At 75.0% G+C, this 18,679-nt stretch carries 19 protein-coding genes and 1 pseudogene; 9 read left to right on the top strand and 11 right to left on the bottom strand.

Annotated features, from left to right (window positions below; translation table 11 throughout):
- Position 1: 1 nt before the first annotated feature.
- Entirely contained in the window at positions 2 to 442 is a 441-nt protein-coding gene (locus ACZ402_RS10605) for a pyridoxamine 5'-phosphate oxidase family protein (protein WP_375823635.1), read from the bottom strand.
- Between the two features lie 102 nt (positions 443 to 544).
- Here ACZ402_RS10605 and ACZ402_RS10600 point away from each other — a divergent pair.
- A pseudogene (locus tag ACZ402_RS10600) lies at positions 545 to 1,297 on the top strand (class I SAM-dependent DNA methyltransferase); the annotation flags it as partial.
- A 55-nt stretch (positions 1,298 to 1,352) separates the two neighbouring features.
- On the opposite strand, the gene ACZ402_RS10595 reads toward ACZ402_RS10600, so the two are convergent.
- Positions 1,353 to 1,835, bottom strand: coding sequence for a nuclear transport factor 2 family protein (locus tag ACZ402_RS10595; RefSeq protein WP_375823634.1), 483 nt, complete (start codon positions 1,833 to 1,835; stop codon positions 1,353 to 1,355).
- Positions 1,832 to 2,743 (bottom strand): alpha/beta fold hydrolase, encoded by a 912-nt coding sequence (locus ACZ402_RS10590; protein ID WP_375823633.1) that lies wholly within the window; start codon positions 2,741 to 2,743, stop codon positions 1,832 to 1,834. The genes ACZ402_RS10595 and ACZ402_RS10590 overlap by 4 nt, the downstream gene beginning before the upstream one ends.
- Before the next feature lie 152 nt (positions 2,744 to 2,895).
- Here ACZ402_RS10590 and ACZ402_RS10585 point away from each other — a divergent pair, with 152 nt between their 5' ends.
- Positions 2,896 to 3,420 (top strand): CGNR zinc finger domain-containing protein, encoded by a 525-nt coding sequence (locus tag ACZ402_RS10585; RefSeq protein ID WP_375823632.1) that lies wholly within the window; start codon positions 2,896 to 2,898, stop codon positions 3,418 to 3,420.
- Here ACZ402_RS10585 and ACZ402_RS10580 read toward each other — a convergent pair.
- Positions 3,390 to 4,169, bottom strand: coding sequence for a DinB family protein (locus tag ACZ402_RS10580; protein ID WP_375823631.1), 780 nt, complete (start codon positions 4,167 to 4,169; stop codon positions 3,390 to 3,392). The genes ACZ402_RS10585 and ACZ402_RS10580 overlap by 31 nt on opposite strands.
- Positions 4,170 to 4,431: 262 nt before the next feature.
- Between ACZ402_RS10580 and ACZ402_RS10575 the strand changes: the two genes are divergently transcribed.
- The gene (locus ACZ402_RS10575; RefSeq protein ID WP_375823630.1) at positions 4,432 to 4,956 is read left to right on the top strand and encodes a putative immunity protein; all 525 of its coding nucleotides are present in this window, start codon (positions 4,432 to 4,434) and stop codon (positions 4,954 to 4,956) included.
- Between the two features lie 45 nt (positions 4,957 to 5,001).
- Here the strand turns inward: ACZ402_RS10575 and ACZ402_RS10570 are convergent, their stop codons facing one another.
- On the bottom strand, positions 5,002 to 5,424 hold the full coding sequence (locus tag ACZ402_RS10570; protein WP_375823629.1) for a hypothetical protein: 423 nt from the start codon (positions 5,422 to 5,424) through the stop codon (positions 5,002 to 5,004).
- Between the two features lie 176 nt (positions 5,425 to 5,600).
- Between ACZ402_RS10570 and ACZ402_RS10565 the strand changes: the two genes are divergently transcribed.
- From ACZ402_RS10565 to ACZ402_RS10540, 6 genes are all read left to right on the top strand, one after another.
- The gene (locus tag ACZ402_RS10565; protein WP_375823628.1) at positions 5,601 to 6,065 is read left to right on the top strand and encodes a hypothetical protein; all 465 of its coding nucleotides are present in this window, start codon (positions 5,601 to 5,603) and stop codon (positions 6,063 to 6,065) included.
- A gap of 232 nt (positions 6,066 to 6,297) precedes the next feature.
- Entirely contained in the window at positions 6,298 to 7,002 is a 705-nt protein-coding gene (locus tag ACZ402_RS10560) for a histidine phosphatase family protein (RefSeq protein WP_375823627.1), read from the top strand.
- Positions 7,003 to 7,118: 116 nt separating this feature from the next.
- The gene (locus tag ACZ402_RS10555; RefSeq protein ID WP_375823626.1) at positions 7,119 to 8,180 is read left to right on the top strand and encodes a tyrosine-type recombinase/integrase; all 1,062 of its coding nucleotides are present in this window, start codon (positions 7,119 to 7,121) and stop codon (positions 8,178 to 8,180) included.
- Positions 8,181 to 8,212: 32 nt separating this feature from the next.
- Entirely contained in the window at positions 8,213 to 9,682 is a 1,470-nt protein-coding gene (locus ACZ402_RS10550; RefSeq protein WP_375823625.1) for an outer membrane protein assembly factor BamB family protein, read from the top strand.
- 102 nt (positions 9,683 to 9,784) lie between these two features.
- A complete protein-coding gene (locus ACZ402_RS10545) occupies positions 9,785 to 10,054 on the top strand; it encodes a DUF7218 family protein (protein ID WP_375823624.1) in 270 nt (89 codons plus the stop codon).
- Between the two features lie 102 nt (positions 10,055 to 10,156).
- Positions 10,157 to 11,410, top strand: a complete 1,254-nt coding sequence (locus ACZ402_RS10540) for a phospholipase D-like domain-containing protein (protein WP_375823623.1) — start codon at positions 10,157 to 10,159, stop codon at positions 11,408 to 11,410.
- Between the two features lie 8 nt (positions 11,411 to 11,418).
- Here the strand turns inward: ACZ402_RS10540 and ACZ402_RS10535 are convergent, their stop codons facing one another.
- The 6 genes from ACZ402_RS10535 to ACZ402_RS10510 form a co-directional block, all read right to left on the bottom strand.
- A complete protein-coding gene (locus ACZ402_RS10535) occupies positions 11,419 to 12,261 on the bottom strand; it encodes an MBL fold metallo-hydrolase (protein ID WP_375823622.1) in 843 nt (280 codons plus the stop codon).
- A gap of 100 nt (positions 12,262 to 12,361) precedes the next feature.
- Positions 12,362 to 15,760, bottom strand: a complete 3,399-nt coding sequence (locus ACZ402_RS10530; RefSeq protein ID WP_375823621.1) for a pyruvate carboxylase — start codon at positions 15,758 to 15,760, stop codon at positions 12,362 to 12,364.
- Between the two features lie 192 nt (positions 15,761 to 15,952).
- Positions 15,953 to 16,543 carry a MerR family transcriptional regulator gene (locus tag ACZ402_RS10525; protein ID WP_375823620.1) on the bottom strand — a complete coding sequence of 197 codons (591 nt, stop codon included), beginning with the start codon at positions 16,541 to 16,543 and terminating at the stop codon, positions 15,953 to 15,955.
- Between the two features lie 212 nt (positions 16,544 to 16,755).
- Complete coding sequence (locus tag ACZ402_RS10520) at positions 16,756 to 17,229, bottom strand: bifunctional nuclease family protein (RefSeq protein ID WP_024839673.1); 474 nt, start codon at positions 17,227 to 17,229, stop codon at positions 16,756 to 16,758.
- A 109-nt stretch (positions 17,230 to 17,338) separates the two neighbouring features.
- Positions 17,339 to 18,100, bottom strand: a complete 762-nt coding sequence (gene ftsR, locus ACZ402_RS10515; protein ID WP_375823619.1) for a transcriptional regulator FtsR — start codon at positions 18,098 to 18,100, stop codon at positions 17,339 to 17,341.
- Complete coding sequence (locus tag ACZ402_RS10510) at positions 18,097 to 18,579, bottom strand: FHA domain-containing protein (RefSeq protein ID WP_047234767.1); 483 nt, start codon at positions 18,577 to 18,579, stop codon at positions 18,097 to 18,099. Before ACZ402_RS10510 ends, ftsR begins: the two co-directional genes overlap by 4 nt.
- Between the last annotated feature and the right edge of the window lie 100 nt (positions 18,580 to 18,679).

Raw genomic sequence — 18,679 nt, 5'->3', positions numbered from 1 at the left:
GTCAGTCCTGAGCGGGGCCCCACCCGGAGACGTCGACCTCGGTCATCACCGACCGGCCGTCGCGGAAGTCCCCGTACCGCGCCCACGCCACCGCGACGCGCAGCAGCACGATGCCCTCGTCGGCCAGCGAGGCGGCGAACTGCGGGAACGCCGCCGCGTACGCCGCGGCGCACCGGTCCCGGTCCGCGCCGACCGGGACGTCCGCCACGCCCTCGCACTGCAACGTCGTCCCGTCCGTCCCGCCCACCGTCACGGCGACGCGCGGGTCCCGCGCTAGGTTCGCCACCTTGCGCGACGTCGCGCGCGCGTCGAACACCAGCTCGCCCGCGCCCGTCGCCGCCACCGCGAGGAACGCGGCCTGCGGCCCGCCGTCGTCGCCGAGGGACGCCACGACGCCCCACCCCTGAGAACGGACATAGCCCGCGAACGCCTCACGATCCATGCCGCCACCGTAGCGTCCGGGCCCACCGGCCGGAGACACCGAGGACGCCCGACCACCCGAGATTCCTGGACCGCCGCGGACACCACCTGACACCGTCGCACGGTGACCCGCCCCCGCACCGACCTCGCCGGCACCGACCAGGAACGCCTCTGGGACGCCGGTGCCGCCGCGCGGTACGACACCCCCGGCGAGGGCATGTTCGCCCCCGACGTCCTCGACCCCGCCGTCGACCGGCTCGCGGGCCGGGGGAGCGCGGTCGAGCTCGCCGTCGGCACCGGTCGGGTCGCGATCCCGCTCGCCGCGCGCGGCGTACCCGTCACCGGCATCGAGATCTCCCGGCACATGGTCGCCCGCCTGCGCGAGAAGGCCGACGAGACGACCCTGCCCGTCGTCGTCGGCGACATGGCCACCGCCCGGGTACCGGGGGAGCACACGCTCGTCTACCTCGTGTACAACACGATCGCGAACCTGCTCACCCAGGACGCCCAGGTCGAGTGCTTCCGCAACGCCGCCCGCCACCTCGCCCCCGGGGGCCGGTTCGTCGTCGAGCTCTGGGTCCCCGAGCTGCGCGCCCTCCCACCCGGCCGCACCGCGACCGTCTGGCACGACGAGCCCGGCTACCTCGGCGTCGACACCTACGACGTCCTGCACCAACGCGTCGTGTCCCACCACGTCCGGTTCGACGACGACGGCCGCGCCACCGTGGGGCGCACACCTCACCGGTACGTCTGGCCCGCCGAGCTCGACCTCATGGCCCGCCTCGCCGGCCTCGGGCTCGAGACCCGGCACGCCGGATGGGCGGGGGAGCCGTTCACCGCCGAGTCCCGCTCCCACGTGTCCGTGTACCGGCTCCCGGCCGCCCGATCCCCGGCGCCGGGGCGCGCGTGCCGCTGCGGAGGCGGCGGGTGGTTCAGCGCAGGGGGAGGACCGTGGTGTCAGCCGCAGGACGGGGCCCGTGGATGCGTCGTTCGGCAGGCTCGATGCGGACGTCGTCGATGCTGGCCTCACGACGCGCCATGTAGCCCAGGTCGTCGAACTCCCACTGCTCGTTGCCGTAGCTGCGCCACCACCGGCCCGCGGCGTCGTGCCACTCGTACTGGAACCGGACGGCGATCCGGTGCTCGTGGAACGCCCACAGCTCCTTGCGGAGGCTGTAGTCGAGCTCGCGCTCCCACTTCGCGGTGAGGAAGGCGACGATCTCGTCGCGCCCCGTGAGGAAGGTGCCCCGGTTCCGCCACACGCTGTCCGGGGTGTACGCCGCGGCGACGTGCCGGGGGTCACGGGTGTTCCAGGCGTCCTCGGCGGCCCGCACCTTGCGGCGGGCGGTCTGTGCGGTGAAGGGCGGCAGCGGGGCACGACCCGACGGGGGTGCGTCAGATCCGGCGCCGCTCATCGGTCCTCCCCGGCGAGCGCGCGGGTGAGGAAGTCACGGACGAGAGCGCAGATCTCCTCACCGTGGGTCTCGAGCGCGAAGTGGCCCGCGTCGAGCAGGTGGAGCTCGGCGTCGGGCACGTCGCGCAGGAAGGCGCGGGCGCCGTCGGCGCCGAAGATCTCGTCGTGCTCCCCCCAGGCGACGAGGGTCGGGGGACGGTGCGCACGCAGGTACGCCTGGAAGTCGGGGTAGACGTCGAGGTTGAACTGGTAGTCCCAGAAGAGCTGGAGCTGGACCGCGTCGTTGCCGGGGCGGTCCAGGAGGGACTGGTCGAGGTTCCAGGTGTCGGGGGTGAGCCGGTCGAGCCGGTCTGCGGGCACGCCGTGGGTGTACTGCCAGCGGGTGGACGCCGGCGACAGGAGGGTGCGGACCTCGGCCTCGTGGGTCGCCCGGTCCTTGGCGTGCGCGAACAGGACGTCCCAGAACGGCGTGAAGCCCTCCACGTAGGCGTTGCCGGACTGGACGACCAGCGCGGTGACCCGGTCCGGGTCTCGGAGCGCGAGGCGCTGGCCGATCGGCGCGCCGTAGTCCTGCAGGTAGAGAGCGAACCGGTCGAGGCCGAGGTGGTCGATCAGGCCCTCGGTGGTCGCCGTGAGGTTGTCGAAGGAGTAGTCGAAGTCGGTCACGGGCGGGGCGTCGGAGTACCCGAAGCCGAGGTGGTCGGGCGCGACGAGGTGGAACGAGTCCGCGAGGTCGAGGATCAACCGGCGGAACATGTGCGACGACGTGGGGAAGCCGTGCAGAAGCAGCAGCGTGGGCGCGGAGCGGTCGCCCGCCTCCCGGTAGAACACGGTGCGCCCGTCGATCGTGGCGGTGCGGTGGTGCACGGCCCGCGTCTCGGGCGTGCCGGTGCCGACGGTGTGCTGCATGAGGAGCCTCCACAAAGGGTGGTCGGGGACGCGCGGTCCCGGTGGACCGCACCGGAACGAGCGATTCTTACCGGTGTCATCTGGATGAGTGGTGAGAACGTAGATCGCGGCAGCCTTACCTGTCAACCGTTCGACACAGGTAAGATCAGCGCATGACGGCACGACCCCTCGTGGGGGAGCCCCTCGCGCTCGACCTGGTCAACACCCACTGGGTCGACCACGGGCGCACGCGCGACCTGTTCGACGAGCCGGCAGACCTCCACGCGTGGCTCCAGGAGCACGACCTGGCCGACGAGCACGCCGACACCACCGAGACGCTGCGCCACACCCGAGCGGTCCTGCGCCGCGTCCTCGAGGACCCCGGCGCCCCGGCCGAGCGCGACCTCAACGCGGTCCTCGCCCACGGCGCCCTGCGGCACACGCTCCGCGACGGGTCCGTGCACGAGGACGCCCGGACCGACCCCGGCTGGGCCGCGGCCTGGCGCGCCGCGCACGACTACCTCGACCTGCTGCGCCAAGCCCCGAACCGCATCCGACGCTGCGCGCACCCGGACTGCGTCCTGTACTTCTTCGACACCTCCCGCAACGGCACCCGCCGCTGGTGCTCGATGGACGGGTGCGGCAGCCGCGCCAAGGCGGCCCGCCACTACCGGCGCAACCGGCCGCCCTCGCCCTGATCGCCCCGCGACACCCCGTCCAGGTCGCGCACCGCGAAGCGGTGGTGCTCCCACTCCTCCTCGAGGATCACGTGCACGCACGACAACGTCGTCTCCGGGTACTCCGGCGACCACGGGTTGCGCCGCACCACCGCCAGCGCCTCGGGTGTCACACCCGCCAGGAAGTCCCGCACCATCGCCACCCGGCCCGCGCGCGCCTCCAGCACGTCCCCGTACGACGGCGTCCCCGTCACGAACAGCGACAGGTCCAGCCCGTCCTCCGCCGCCTGCGGGCCCGCCTGCCCCAACGGGTGGAACGGCTGCTCGACCTCCAGCACCGCCCGCCCCAGCCACGCGTCCGTCGCCAGCACCAGGTGCCGCAACGTCTGCGCGAACGACCACTCGCCGTCCACCGACACGTCCACGGCGCTCGCGGGCAGGGCCGCCGCCCGGTCGAGCGTCGCCGCCCACGTCGACTCCAGCGCCGCCCACGCCGCGCGCAGCCCCTCCGGGTCGCCGGCACGACGCAGCTCCCGCCCCGGGAACCGGCGGTCCAGCTCCGCCTCCACGAAGCCCGTCACGTCGACACCGTTCACGCGGAAGGTCGCGTCGCCGTCCGCGAGCCACGGGGCGTCCACGTCCAGCCCCTCCACCTGCACGCCCCGCATCACCACGCCGGACAGGTCGGACTCCACGAACCGCGCACCCCGCAGGTCCGCGCCGTCGAACGTCGCGCCACGCAGGTCGTCGGAACGGGTGAACCGGGCCATGAGCGCCTCCTCGGGGATGCGGCCCGCCCGCGGACCCGACCAGTCCGGGGGAGAGCCCCGTGCGCGGCGACGGCGCCGCGCACGGGCGTCCGGGCGGGGGAGAGGCGTGCACCTCGGCGAGCGGGGACGACGAACGCACCGTACGCCGCCCCACCCACCCTCACCAGACGACGCGACCACGGCGCCCCGACCGTGCCGTCCCGACTCCGCCGCACCGGTGACGCGCTGGTCGCCGGGCACCGGACTGGGGGAGCATCGGACCATGCCGATCCTGCCCACCGAACGCGACCGCCGGCTCATCACCGTCCGCCGCGGCGGCACCCTCACCGACGACCACCACCGCCAGCTCGCCCGGTGGGCCGTCGAGTGCACCGAGCACGTCCTGCCGATCTTCGAGGACGCCCGCCCCGACGACACCCGACCCCGCGACGCCCTCGACGTCGCGCGCGCCTGGATCCGCGGCGAGGTCCCCATGAAGACCGCGCACAGCACCGCCTTCGTCGCCAACGCCGCCGGCCGCGACCAGCCCGCACCCGTCAGGTTCACGGCGCTCGCGGCCGGGCAGGCGGTGGCGGTCGCGCACGTCGCGGCGCACGACCTCGGGGCGGCAGCGTACGCGATCCGGGCGGCGGCCGCCGACGCCGCGGCACGGGGTGAGGACCCCGAGGCGGCGCGCCTCGCGGAGCGGGACTGGCAGCGCGAACGTATCCCGGCGGAGCTGCGCGAGCTCGTCCTCGACGACCAGCGGCGCCGCAGCGCGATCTGCTGGGACGTGTTCGACGACTGAGACCGGACCGGTGACCGGATCGGGCTTCGGGCGGACGTCGCCGGCTCAGCCCAGGAGGTCGTCGTACGTGGCGAGGGGGATCCGGCCGTCCGCCGCGGCCGCGACGTCCTGGTCGCCCGCGACGAGGACGTCGGCCTGCAGCACGGCCACCGCCACGTACTCGGCGACCGCCGTGTCGTCCGCGTCGAGCTCGCGCGCGACGCGCCACGCCGTGGCCCGCGAGACGCGGTCGCCGAGCAGGCGGATCTTCAGCGTGGCGACGCCCTCCAGATGAGCGCGCGCCGTCTTCTCGTCGAGCACGCCGCGGCGCACGTCGCGGTAGAGCATCGAGAGCGCGTGGCTGCGGAGCACGGCGGGGCCGACGAGCGGGCGACGGGCACCGAGGCCGACGTCGTCCTGCACGAGGCGCAGCGCGGTGACGGCGTCGATCGCGCACCGGGTGGTCGGTTCGAGGACGGCGGATCCCATGGCAGCCAGTAGACACCCGAGGACCCACGGCGGCCCGGGAACCGCGCAGGGAGACGCGGCGCGAGAGGCCTGATCGACCCCTTCCGCAGTGCGCCGATAATGTACATTATGTCATTTCGTCGGAACGAAGGCGGTCCCCGCGCATCACGGAGGGCTCTCGCACGCTCCCCTTCGGCATGAGCACGACGACGTACGCACCCCGGCTCGGAACGCACCGTCCCGCCGCCCGCACCGTGGGCCGGAGCGACGGCCGGCCGTCGCTCGCGGGCCTGGTGGCGCTCGCGCCGTCCCGGACGTCGTCAGGAACCGTCTCCGGGACGTTCGCCACGACGTCGCCGTTCGCCGGGCTCGCACCGGACGGTCGTCGTCCTCGACGTCTCGTCACGACGACGCTGGTGACGCTGGCCTGGGTCCCGGCGCTCGCCCTGACCCTCGTGGCGCTCGTGCTCGTCGGCGTCGCCGCCGGTGCGGCGACCGTCGCCGTGTGGGTCTGGCGCTCGGTGTCCCCCGCGCAGGCGCCGCGGCCTGCGTCCGGTGGCGCCGGCGCAGCACGGGACGAGCTCGAGCCGTCGGGTGCCCCGGACGTCCGAGCGCCCCGGCGACGGCTGGTGCGGGACCGCACCCTGGGCTACGATGCCTAGAATCGGACATACACCGCAAACCATTGTGTTTAGGTCAACAGCGTGGTGACGCGTCGTTGCTGATCCTCGCGACCTCGGCGGCCCCCGGTAGCCCACGTCGCCGTGCACACCACCGTCCGCGCGTCCTTCGGAACACTCCGGCCCGCACGACCCCACCGCGGTCCCCGTCCCCCGGGCCAGCCTTCTCGCTCCCGCTGTCCGGTGCCCCCGGGGCGTGTGCCACCCTGGGCGCGTGCCCGACCCCACCGCTCCCCGGACGCCCTTCCCTCCCCCGCCGCTGCCCGAGGTCGTCGGCGCGCGCGAGCGCACGGTCCACGTCGTGACCCACCCCGAGGCGACGCACCACGTCGAGGGCCTGGTCGGCGGCGTCCACGACTCCGACCTCACCGCGCGGGGCGCACGGCAGGCGGCCCTGGTCGCCACGGCGCTGCGTGCCCGGATCCCGCACGACGCCGCCGTCGACGTCGTCACGTCCGACCTCCTGCGCACGCGCCGCACCGCGACAGCGATCGGCGCGGAGCTCGGCGTCGTCCCCCGGCTGGACGCCCGGCTGCGCGAGGCGTCCTACGGCGAGGCGGGCGGGCGTCCTCAGGCCTGGCACGACGCGCGGTTCGTCCCGCCGCCGGCGGTGGGCGACCGGCTGCGGCACGACGTGGGCGTCGCCGGCGCGGAGACGAGGCTCGACGTCGCCCTGCGGGTGTACGCAGCGACGACGGACCTGCTCCGCCGCGCCGCGGACCACCAGGTGGTGGTCACGCACGGGTTCGCGGCGACGTTCGTCGTCGCGGCCTGGATCGGGATGCCGGTCGAGGCCGCCGGTCACGTCGCGTTCCCGGTCGCCTCCGGGAGCGTCACGACCCTGCGCGAGGACGGGTTCTTCCACAACCGCGGGGTGCTGGGCGTGGGCGACGTCGCGCACCTGGGTGCGTCGCGCTGACCCCGTCGGCCCCCGGCTCCCCGCGTCGGCGCAGGTCAGGGCGTCGTTCGGTGGCGACGCTGTGGGCGGCACGACCTAGGCTGGCGGCGACCGCACCCACCGAAGGAGGCCCGCTCATGGTCGCCCCGCCCCGTCTCGAGCGGATCACCGTCGCCGAGGCCGCCGACCGCTACCTCGCGTCCGTGGCCGCCCAGACGCTGCGGGGCGTGCTGTCGCCGACGACGCGCCGCAGCTACGAGCGGGACGTGGCCGAGTTCGCGCGGCTCGCCGGGCCGGCCCGGGTGCTGGACGACGTCGCCGGCGAGGACGTGGACGACGTCCTCCTGCGCTACCAGACGACTCCCGACGGCCGGTACGCGGACGCGTCGCGCAAGCCCGGGAGCTCGGGCCGTTCCGCCGCGACGGTCAACCGGTTCCGCCAGTCCGTCACCCGCTTCTTCTCCCACGCGGCGCGCGAGGGCTGGGTCCAGGCCGACCCGATGCAGTGGGCCTCTCCCCCGGCCCGCCTGCGCGACGGCCTGCGCGTCGCTCGCACCGCCCTGTCCGCGGGCTCCGCGGCGTCGCTGCTCGAGGTGTCCGCGGCCCGAGCTCCGGGAGACCCGGCCACGGCACGGCGCGACCAGGACCTCCAGCTCCGCGACCGCCTCGTCGTCGCGCTCCTGCTCGTCCTCGGCCCGCGGGTCTCCGAGCTGGAGCGCGCGAACCTCGACGACTTCGCCCGCGAGCCCGACCAGACGCGCTGGCGCATCCAGGGCAAGGGCGGGCACGTCCGCACCGTCACGCTCTCTCCCCCGCTCGCCGCCGCGCTCGAGGAGTACCTGGAGCGCCTGCGCCCCGCGCTGCTCGCCCGCCGCCCCGACGACCCGGACGCGCGGCGTGCGCTCCTGCTGTCCTGGCGCGGCCGCCGCATCGACGCGCAGGCGGTCCGCGGCCTCCTGCGGCGCTGCGTCGAGCGCATGCCGGCGCAGTACCGGCGCGAGGCGACCCCGCACGCCCTGCGCCACACGACCGCGACCCTCCTCGCTGCCGAGGGGTGGGACGTCAAGGTCGTCGCCGAGCTCCTCGGGCACGCGTCCATCGCGACCACCGGCGTGTACCTCGACCGGATCGAGGGCGAGCTCGCCGCGGCGATCCGCGCGCACCCCCTCTCGGCCGCGCTCGAGCCCGCCGAGACCTGACGCCGGCCCGCGGGGCGCGTGGCGTCACCGGTATGGCCTCGCTCCACCGGGTGGAGCTCGTCCCGGACGACGAGCCCGCGCCGGCCGGGCGCGGCGCACCCGCGGAGGGGGCCCACGGGCCCGGGGCACCGGCCCGACGACGTGCGCTGCTCCTGCGCGTCGTCGCGCCGCTCGTCCTCCTCGTCCTCGCCCTCGTCGCCGTCGGGACGTGGCGCACGAGCACGGCCGAGCGGGGACGCCTGGCCCGGCCCGGCGCCGTCGCCTCCCTCGCGGTGGCGCCGGAGCCCGACTGGGAGACGGACGCCGCCGCGCCCCGGCTGTCCGTGGTCGGTGACGGCGACGACGTGGCCCTCGCCGTGGTCACCGGCGCGGGCGTGGAGGCGTACGACGTCGGGTCCGGTGCGCGGCGCTGGCGGGCGCTCGACCCGACCGCCTGGTGCGGACCCGCCGCCGACGAGACCTCGGCCCCGGCTCCCCACCCGGCTGCCGTCACGTGCCTGACCGGCCCCGCCCTCGCACCCGTGGCGCACGTCCTCGGCCCGGGAGGACCGACGACGGACCCGGTCCCCCTCGGCGACGAGCTCGGGCGCGCGGTCCCCGCACCCGGCGCGACCGTCCTGCGCTGGTCGCGCACGGGCGGCGTCGTCCACCTCGCGCTCCAGGACGCCCGCACCGCACGCGTGCGCTGGCAGCAGGAGGTCCGGCCCGACGACGCGGAGCGCACCGCGATGTGCCGGCCCCAGGTCGCCGGCCAGGCCGCCGTCACCGTCGAGGACGACCTGCTCGTCGTGCGCGGCTGCCGGCTCAGCGCGGTCCTCACCCTCGCCGGGACCCGGCTGGACGCCCCCGGCGACGCGATCACGACGACCGTCACGGCCCGCGCCGACGGCACGTTCTGGCGCACGACCGTCCGGCCCTCGGACCGCACCGGGTTCACCCAGCTCCTCGCCCCCGACGGGACGGTCCGCGCCGCCGTCTCCGGACGCCTGCTCGTCCCGCTCGCCGGACCGGGCCGCGACGCGACCACCTGGCTCGTCACGACCCCGGACGGGGTGCGCGCGCTCGCGTCCCCGCCCGGCGGCACGGCTCGCGCCCCGCGCGAGCTGTGGCGCGCCGCCGTGCCCGTCGTGCAGGCCGTGGCGCTCGCGGACGACCGCGCGGTCCTCGCCACCGGCGGCGCGCTCGTCGCCCTGGACGCCCGCACGGGCGAGCGGGTGTGGTCGTGGTCGAGGTCCACCCCGGGAACGTCCGTGGGCGATCCCGGGACCCGGCCGGACCCCGCGGGCGGCGTGACGGCCGCGTTCACCGACGGCGCGACGCTCGCCGTGGTCGTGCCCGACCCGGACTCCTCGCGGCGCTCGCTCCTGGTCGGCCTGTCGCTCGACGACGGCGGGGTGCGCTGGCAGGCCGGGTACGCCGCGGACCCGCACGGGTTCGCCGCGGTGGCGGGGCAGGTCGTGCACGTGGACCCGGGCACGTCGCGCGTCGTCGTGCTCGGGTGAGGTGCCCGCGCGAGGTCCGCGTGCGAGCGCGCGGCGTCGGGGCGAGCCTGGCGGGAGACCGGCCGCGCCCGATGCGGCCGACCCGAGACGAGGGAGGACGCCGTGCCGAAGCGCGACCCGGGACCCAGCGTGAAGGACCCCGAGCTGTACGAGAAGCTGCGGGACGAGGGCGACTCGAAGGAGAAGGCGGCGCGGATCGCGAACGCCGCGGCAGGGTCGTCCCGCAAGAGCGTCGGCCGCAAGGGCGGCAAGGCCGGCGACTACGACGACTGGACGGTCGAGAAGCTGCGCAAGCGCGCCGCCGAGATCGGCATCGAGGGCCGTTCCTCGATGCGCAAGGCCGAGCTGATCAAGGCCCTGCGCTCGCACTGACCGGGCGCTCGTCGACCCCGGTGGCGGCGGGGGTGCGAGATCTCACCCGCGGCGCGCACGCCCTCCGGTCGCGCCGGGAGGCGTGCCCGCTACGGTGAGTCCGTGCACCTGTCCGCCGACTCCGCCCTGCGCACCGCCCGCCGTCTGCTCTCCCGTGCGCTCGTGGTCGCCGTCGCGGCGCCGATCACCGTCGCGGGCGTGCTCGTCACCGCCGACGCGATCCGCAAGCGCCGCAACACGACCGAGGCGTCGTTCCCTCGTTCCTCCCCCGCGGACGTGGAGGTCGCGGGCACCACGACCACGGTCTTCACGTACGGCGAGGACGTCTACCGGGAGATGCTCGGCGCGATCCGCGGGGCGCGGCGCCGCATCCTGCTCGAGACGTACATCTGGAAGGCCGACGCGCTCGGCGAGGAGTTCAAGCAGGCGCTGGTGGAGGCGAGCGCACGCGGCGTCGAGGTGTTCGTCGTCTACGACGGGTTCGCGAACCTCGTCGTCCCGCAGGCGTTCTTCGACCTGCCGGAGCCGATCCACGTCATCCGCTACCCGGTGTTCCGCCCAGGCGTCCTCATGCTCAACGTGCGCAAGTCGGGTCGCGACCACCGCAAGATCCTCGTCGTCGACGACGAGATCGCGTTCGTCGGCGGGTACAACATCGGCGCCCTGTACGCGACGCAGTGGCGCGACACGCACATCCGCCTCGTGGGCCCGAGCGCGTGGGAGCTGCGCAACGCGTTCGTCGACTTCTGGAACGCCAATCGGAAGCCCGGCCAGCCGCTGCTCGCCGACCCCGGGTCGGTGCACTGGGAGCCGCGCCTGCGCGCCGCGCGCAACGCGCCGGCGCACCTCGTCTTCCCGATCCGCGGCATCTACCTCGACGCGATCGACCGCGCGAGCTCGCACGTCTACATCACGCAGGCGTACTTCATCCCCGACCGGGAGATCCTCGCGGCCCTCCTCGCGGCCGCCGCGCGGGGGGTCGACGTCCGCGTCCTGGTCCCCGAGCGCTCCAACCACGTGCTGGCCGACTGGCTCTCGCGCGGCCTCTACACGGCGCTGCTCAAGGGCGGGGTGCGGATCCACCTGTACCGGGACGCGATGGTGCACGCGAAGACGGCGACGATCGACGGTGCGTGGACCACGATCGGGACGGCGAACATCGACCGGCTCTCCCTGACGGGGAACTACGAGGTGAACCTCGAGATCACCGACCCCGGGGTGGCCGAGCAGATGGAGAAGGTGTTCGACGTCGACCTGTCGAACTCCCGCGAGCTGACGCTCGCCGAGTGGGACTCCCGCTCGGTGGCGGCGAAGCTCAGCGAGGTCGTCCTCACGCCCCTGCGCCCGCTGCTGTAGCGCCGGGCTCAGCGGGCGGGGTCGGAGCGCAGCGCGTCGGCCGCCTCCTCCTCCGGACGTGGCGGCACGCTCTCGTCGTGCTCGAGCAGGGTCACCTCGCCGTACTCCGGGTGCTCGTCCCGCAGGGCGCGCGCCGCGGCGTCGGCGGCCCCGTCGAGGCTGCCCGCCGCGACGTCGAGCGCCTCGCCGGGCGTGAGCGGCCGGTACGCGTACGTCCCGCCGGTGCGCTGCTCCCCGAGGAGACGGTCGACGAGGCCGTGCCCGGCCGCCGAGAGGAGCGCGTCGTGGACCGGGACGACGACGCGCGGGTCGAGCCCACGCACGAAGTCGATCGTCTCGGCGAGCTTGAGCCACGGCGCGGCCACGGGCGCGAGGAGCACGTCGAGCCGCTTCCCTCCGAGCGCGTCGCCGTCGGGCGCGTCGAACGAGTCGCCCGGGTGCAGGAGCGTCGCACCGTCCCCGCGCACGAGGTAGGTCACGTTCGCGATCCGGGGGACGTCGCGGTGGATCACCGCGTGCTGCCCGCCGCCGACGACGACCTCCAGCCCGCCGAGGTCCAGCCCGTCACCCGGCGCGACGACGTGCACGCGCGCCGAGGTGGCCTCCGGCAGGGAGGGCCGCAGGGCGGCGGCGACCGCCTCCGGCGCCCACACCGTGAGCCCGGGCCGGGCCGCGAGGGCGGCGCCGAGCGCGGCCGCGTCGACGTGGTCGGGGTGCTGGTGGGTGACGAGCACCGTGCCGGCGTCGCGCAGCGCACCCGGCGCGTCGCTGAACGTGCCCGGGTCGATCGCGACGACCTGCCCGCCGTGACGCACCGTGACGCACGCGTGGCCGTGGAACGTGACTCGCATGGATCCTCCTCCGCTCGACCTGCCCGGCGCGACGGCCGTCGCCTCAGGCTGCCACCCCGACCGCGCGGGTGCCCACCGCTCAGCCCGGTCGTCAGCCCGGTCAGGCCACGATGAGGACCAGGTCGCCGCCCTCGAGCTGCTGCACCGCCCCGATCGCGACGCGCTGGACCGTGCCCGCGACCGGCGTCGTGATCGCGGCCTCCATCTTCATCGCCTCGACCGTCGCGACCGTCTGCCCTGCCTCGACGACGTCCCCGGCCGCCACGACCGGCGTCACCGCGCCCGCGAACGGCGCCGCGACCTGCCCCGGCTGCGTGGGGTCGGCCTTCTCGGCCGTGCGCGCGTCGACGTCGACCGCCCGGTCGCGCACCTGGATCGGGCGCAGCTGGCCGTTGAGGGTGAACATGACCGTGCGCATACCCCGCTCGTCGGGCGTGCCGATCGCCTCGAGCCCCACGAGCAGGCGCACGCCCTTGCCCAGCGCGACCGCGACCTCCTGGCCGGGCTCGAGCCCGTACAGGTACGTGGGGGTGTCGAGCACGGAGACGTCCCCGTACGCCTGGCGCACCTGCTCGAACTCCTTGGTCGGCCCCGCGAAGAGCAGGTGGTTCAGCCGCCGGCGCCGCACCTCCCCGGCCTGCGCGAGCTCGGCCTCGTCCTCCGGCGACAGCGGCGTCACGCCGCCGCGCGCGGCACGACCGGCGAGCGCGCGCGAGCGGAACGGCTCCGGCCAGCCCCCGGGCGGGTCACCGAGCTCGCCGCCCAGGAACCCGATCACCGAGTCCGGGATGTCGAACGCCTGCGGGTCGGCCGCGAACTCGGCCGGGTCCGCGCCCGCCGCGACGAGGTGCAGCGCGAGGTCGCCCACGACCTTCGACGACGGCGTCACCTTCACCAGGCGCCCCAGGATGCGGTCCGCCGCGGCGTACATCGCCTCGATCTGCTCGAACTTGTCCCCCAGGCCCAGCGCGATCGCCTGCTGGCGCAGGTTCGACAGCTGCCCGCCCGGGATCTCGTGCTCGTACACGCGCCCCGTCGGCCCGGGCAGCCCCGACTCGAACGGCGCGTAGACGCGGCGCACCGCCTCCCAGTACGGCTCGAGGTCCGCGACCGCGGCCAGCGACAGGCCCGTGTCGCGCTCGGTGTGCTCCAGGCCCGCGACGAGCGCCGACAGCGACGGCTGGCTGGTCGTGCCCGCCATGGCGGCGCTCGCGGCGTCCACCGCGTCCACGCCCGCGGCCGCCGCGGCCAGCAGCGTCGCCATCTGGCCGCCCGAGGTGTCGTGCGTGTGCAGGTGCACCGGCAGGTCGAAGCGCTCGCGCAGCGCGGTCACGAGGCGCGTCGCCGCCGCGGGGCGCAGCAGCCCGGCCATGTCCTTGATCGCGAGCACGTGCGCGCCGGCGTCGACGATGCGGTCGGCGAGGCGCAGGTAGTAGTCGAGCGTGTACAGGTCCTCGGCCGGGTCCAGCAGGTTGCCCGTGTAGCACAGCGCGACCTCCGCGACGGTCGTGCCGGTGGCGCGCACCGCCTCGATCGCGGGTCGCGTCTGGTCCACGTCGTTGAGCGCGTCGAAGATGCGGAACACGTCGATGCCCGTCGCCGCGGCCTCCGCGACGAACGCCTCCGTGACGCGCGTCGGGTACGGCGTGTACCCGACGGTGTTGCGTCCGCGCAGGAGCATCTGGATCGCGAGGTTCGGCATCGCCTCGCGCAGCGTTGCGAGGCGCTCCCACGGGTCCTCGCCGAGGAACCGCAGCGCGACGTCGTACGTCGCCCCGCCCCAGGCCTCGACCGACCACAGCTGCGGCGTGGCCCGCGCCACGTACGGCGCGACGGCGGCCAGGTCGTGCGTGCGCACGCGCGTCGCGAGCAGGGACTGGTGGGCGTCGCGGAACGTGGTGTCCGTGACCCGCAGGCGCTGCTCGCCGCGCAGGGCGCGCGCGAAGCCCTCGGGGCCCAGCTCGAGGAGCTGCTGGCGGGTGCCGGGCGGCGGCGCGACCGACAGGTCCAGCGCGGGCAGCTTCGTCGCGGGGTCGGTGGTGCGCCGCGGCTCGCCGTGCGGACGGTTGACCGTCGTGTCGCCCACGTGCGCGAGCAGGCGCGTGCCGCGGTCGGCGCTCTCGCGCGCGGCCAGCAGCTCGGGACGCTCGTCGATGAACGACGTCGCGACGTTCCCCGCGACGAACTCCGGGTCGGCGAGCACGGCCTGCAGGAAGGGGATGTTGGTCCGGATGCCGCGGATGCGGAACTCGGCGAGGGCGCGCCGGGCGCGCCGCACCGCCGTCGGGAAGTCGCGGCCGCGGCACGTCAGCTTGACGAGCATCGAGTCGAAGTGGCCCGACACGACGGACCCGGCCGTCGCCGTCGCGCCGTCGAGCCGCACGCCCGCACCGCCCGGGGAACGGTAGGCGATGATGCGGCCCGTGTCGGGACGGAACCCGTTCGCGGGGTCCTCCGTCGTGATGCGGGTCTGCAGGGCGGCGCCGTTGACGCGCACGTCCTCCTGCCGGATCCCGAGGTCCTCCAGCGTCTCCCCCGACGCGATCCGCATCTGCGCGGACACGAGGTCGACGTCCGTGACCTCCTCCGTCACGGTGTGCTCGACCTGGATGCGCGGGTTCATCTCGATGAACACGTGCTGCCCGGCCCGCTCCCCCACCGTGTCCACGAGGAACTCCACCGTGCCCGCGTTCTGGTACCCGATGTGCCGGGCGAACTTCACCGCGTCCGCGCACAGCGCGTCCCGGATCGCCGGGTCGAGGTTGGGCGCCGGCGCGATCTCGACGACCTTCTGGTGCCGCCGCTGCAGCGAGCAGTCCCGCTCGTACAGGTGCACGACGTTCCCCGCACCGTCGGCGAGGATCTGCACCTCGATGTGCCGCGGGCGCAGCACCGCCTGCTCCAGGAACACCGTCGGGTCCCCGAACGCGCCGTCGGCCTCGCGCATCGCGGCGGCCAGCGACTCGGGCAGGTCCTCGCGGGTGTCCACGCGGCGCATGCCGCGGCCACCGCCGCCGGCGACGGCCTTGACGAACACGGGGAACCCGATCAGGTCGGCCGCCGCGACGAGCTCGTCGACGTCCGACGACGGCTCGCTCGACGCGAGCACCGGCAGCCCCGCCTCGCGGGCGGCCTTGAGCGCGCGCACCTTGTTGCCCGCGAGCTCGAGCACCTCCGGCGGCGGCCCGACGAACGTCAGCCCGGCGTCCGCGCACGCGCGCGCCAGGTCGGGGTTCTCCGAGAGGAACCCGTAGCCCGGGTAGACCGCGTCGGCGCCCGCCTCGCGCGCCACGCGCACGATCTCCTCGATGTCGAGGTACGCCCGGACCGGGTGGCCCGGCTCCCCGATGAGGTACGCCTCGTCGGCCTTGAGCCGGTGCTCGGAGTTGCGGTCCTCCTGCGGGAACACCGCGACGGTGCGGGCCCCCAGCTCGTAGGCGGCGCGGAACGCCCTGACGGCGATCTCCGCGCGGTTGGCGACCAGGACCTTCGAGAACACCGGCACTCCATCCGTCGACCGTGCGACGCCGCCGGGGAGAGCGTGACGCGCCGCGTACCGGGCGATCCTCCCACGGCCTCGCGGGGCAGGCCGTCGCACCGGCTGTGACGTGCTCCACAGGCCCGTGCGCTGCGGCGCCCGCCCGGGCCCGGAGTCCCCCGCCCCCTCGGGAGGGAGCGGCGCTCGCGGACGTCAGCCGGCGGAGCGGGCCCGACGGCGTTGCGCGAGCTCGTCCTGCGGGCTCGCCGCCGCGTCGTCCTCGTCGTCGAGCGACTCGGTGGGCAGCTCCGCGAGCGTGCCCTCGACCTCGCGCCACACGCGCCCGACCGCGATGCCGAACACGCCCTGACCGCCCTGGACGAGGTCCACGACCTCGTCGGGCGACGTGCACTCGTACACGCTCGCCCCGTCGCTCATGAGGGTGATCTGCGCGAGGTCGTCGACGCCGCGCTCGCGCAGGTGCTCGACGGCCGTGCGGATCTGCTGCAGCGAGACCCCGGTGTCCAGGAGCCGCTTGACGACCTTGAGGACGAGGATGTCCCGGAAGCTGTACAGGCGGTGGGAGCCCGACCCCGACGCGGGCCGCACGGTGGGCTCGACCAGCCCGGTGCGGGCCCAGTAGTCGAGCTGGCGGTAGGTGATGCCCGCGGCACGGCACGCGGTCGGGCCGCGGTACCCGGTCGTGGTGTCCTGCTCGGTGATGTCCTCCCCGAAGAGGAGGCCCTGCGCACCGTGGGGAACCGCCGCGCCGGCACCGACGCTCGCCTCACCGCTGCTGTTCACTGTCGCCTCCTGGGGTGATGTCCACGACCACGCTATGGGCGCCGTCGGGGGTCGTCAACGACCGACGACCCGAGCGTGCGGGCGTGTCGCGCCCGCACGTCCGGCGATCCGGCCGCCCAACCCTCGACCTGAGGTCGAACGTCGGTGTTGTCCGTTGTGTCCGAAGGTCGGATCCGTGCCCGACGGTCGGCCCGTCGCGCGCGGACCGTCCCCTACTCGTCCACCGAGAAGTCCTCCGGCTGGACGTGGTCCAGGAAGTCGCGGAACTTCTCGACCTCCTCCTGCTGCGCGACGTCGACGACCTCGACCCCCGCCGTCGCGACGACCTCGGCCGAGCACAGCACCGGGCTGCCGGTGCGCACCGCGACCGCGATCGCGTCCGACGCGCGCGAGTCGAGCCGGACCCCGTTGCTCAGGACCAGCTCGGCGAAGAAGATGCCGCCGTCGAGCGCGACGATCTCCGCCCGCTCCAGGCGCACCCCGACGGCGTCGAGGAGGTCCCGCAGCAGGTCGTGGGTCATGGGTCGCGGCGTCGGCAGCCCTGCCTGCGCCATGGCGATCGCGCTCGCCTCCCGGGGCCCGATGACGATCGGCACGACGAGCTCGGACGCGTCGTCGAGCAGCAGCACCACGATCTCCTGGTCGCGCTGCTGCTGACGGACCCCCAGCACCTCGACGGGGACCATCGGGACGTCGTCGCTCACCACTCCACGGTACGTCGCCCACCGGCATCCGGCAGGGGGTGGGGCCCGTCTCGTCCGCGCGCCTCGCGGACGTCGGGGACCGGCGCGACGGTCAGCGTGTGAGGTCGTCGATCCCCTGGCGCACGAACACCGTGTGCAGCTGCGCGCACAGCTCCCCGACCTCCGAGGCCACGGTGCCCGCGTGGGCGCGCGCGGACGCGCTCTGCTGCCCGCGCCACGGGGAGACGACCTGGTGCACGAGGCTCACGTGCCGGTCGGCGGCGGTGCGCAGGGAGCGCAGGTGGCGCGGCTCGATGCCGTACTCCGACAGTCCCGCGGCGAGCACGACCACGTCGAGCGAGCGCGCGTCGAGCTGGCCCCCCGGCGCCTGGCGCAGCACGCCGGCCTCGATGAGCCCCTCGACGAGGTCGCGCTCCACGCCCGCCGCGGACACGAGCGCGTCCACCGTGTAGCGCTGGCGGACGGTCGCCGAGCCGGGCTCGCCGTCGTTCGTCGCCAGGCGCGGGGCGAGGACCTCGACGTCGGTGCCCGCGTCGAGGGCGGCGAGGCGCTCCTTGATGACCTTGAGCGGCAGGTACCGGTCGCGCTGCTCGACGAGCACGAACCGCAGCCGCTCGACGTCCGCGGGGCTGTACTGGCGGTAGCCCGACGCGGTGCGCACGGGCTCGATGAGCCCCTGCTCCTCGAGGAAGCGCAGCTTGGAGTGGCTGACGTTGGGGAACTCGGCCCGCAGCGCGCGCAGCACGTCGGAGATGCGCATGGTCGCGCGACGCGAGATCCCCTGCGGCCACGGCTCCGCGCCGTCGGCGGGCTCGGGGACCGTGGCGTGCGCCGCGCCCGTGGAGGCGTTCACGACCGGGGGGCCGTGCCGCCCGCCGGTGCCCCCGCGTGCGGGCTGGCGTGGAACGTGAGCCGGTACTTGCCGATCTGCACCTCGTCGCCCGTCGAGAGCGCGACGGCGTCGATGCGGCTGCGGTTCACGTACGTGCCGTTGAGCGACCCGACGTCGCGCACGAGGAAGTGCTCGCCCTCGCGCACGAACTCGGCGTGCTTGCGGGACACGGTGACGTCGTCGAGGAAGATGTCCGCGCGCTCCGACCGGCCGGCGACGGTGCGCTCGGCGTCCAGGAGGAAGCGGGACCCCTGCCCGGGACCGCGCTGCATGATGAGCAGGGCGGAGTGGCGCGGCAGGGCCGCGACCGCGGCGTGCTCCTCGGGGCTCAGACCGCCGGGCTGCACGCCCTCCTCGATCGGGGCCTCGATCCGGCCGAAGCTGACCGTCGTGTCGCTACCCGCCCGGTTCGGCACCTCAGGACCGCCTGGGACACTCATCTCGCCTCCTCGGGGCTCACGCACGTCGTGCTCGACCTCGGAACACCGCACCGCGGGGCCGTGGCCCCGTCGTGCGGGAATCGTGCTCGAAAACTACTAC

The organism is Cellulosimicrobium sp. NPDC030954, from assembly GCF_055571305.1.
This window is presented reverse-complemented; position numbering and strand designations above follow the sequence as displayed.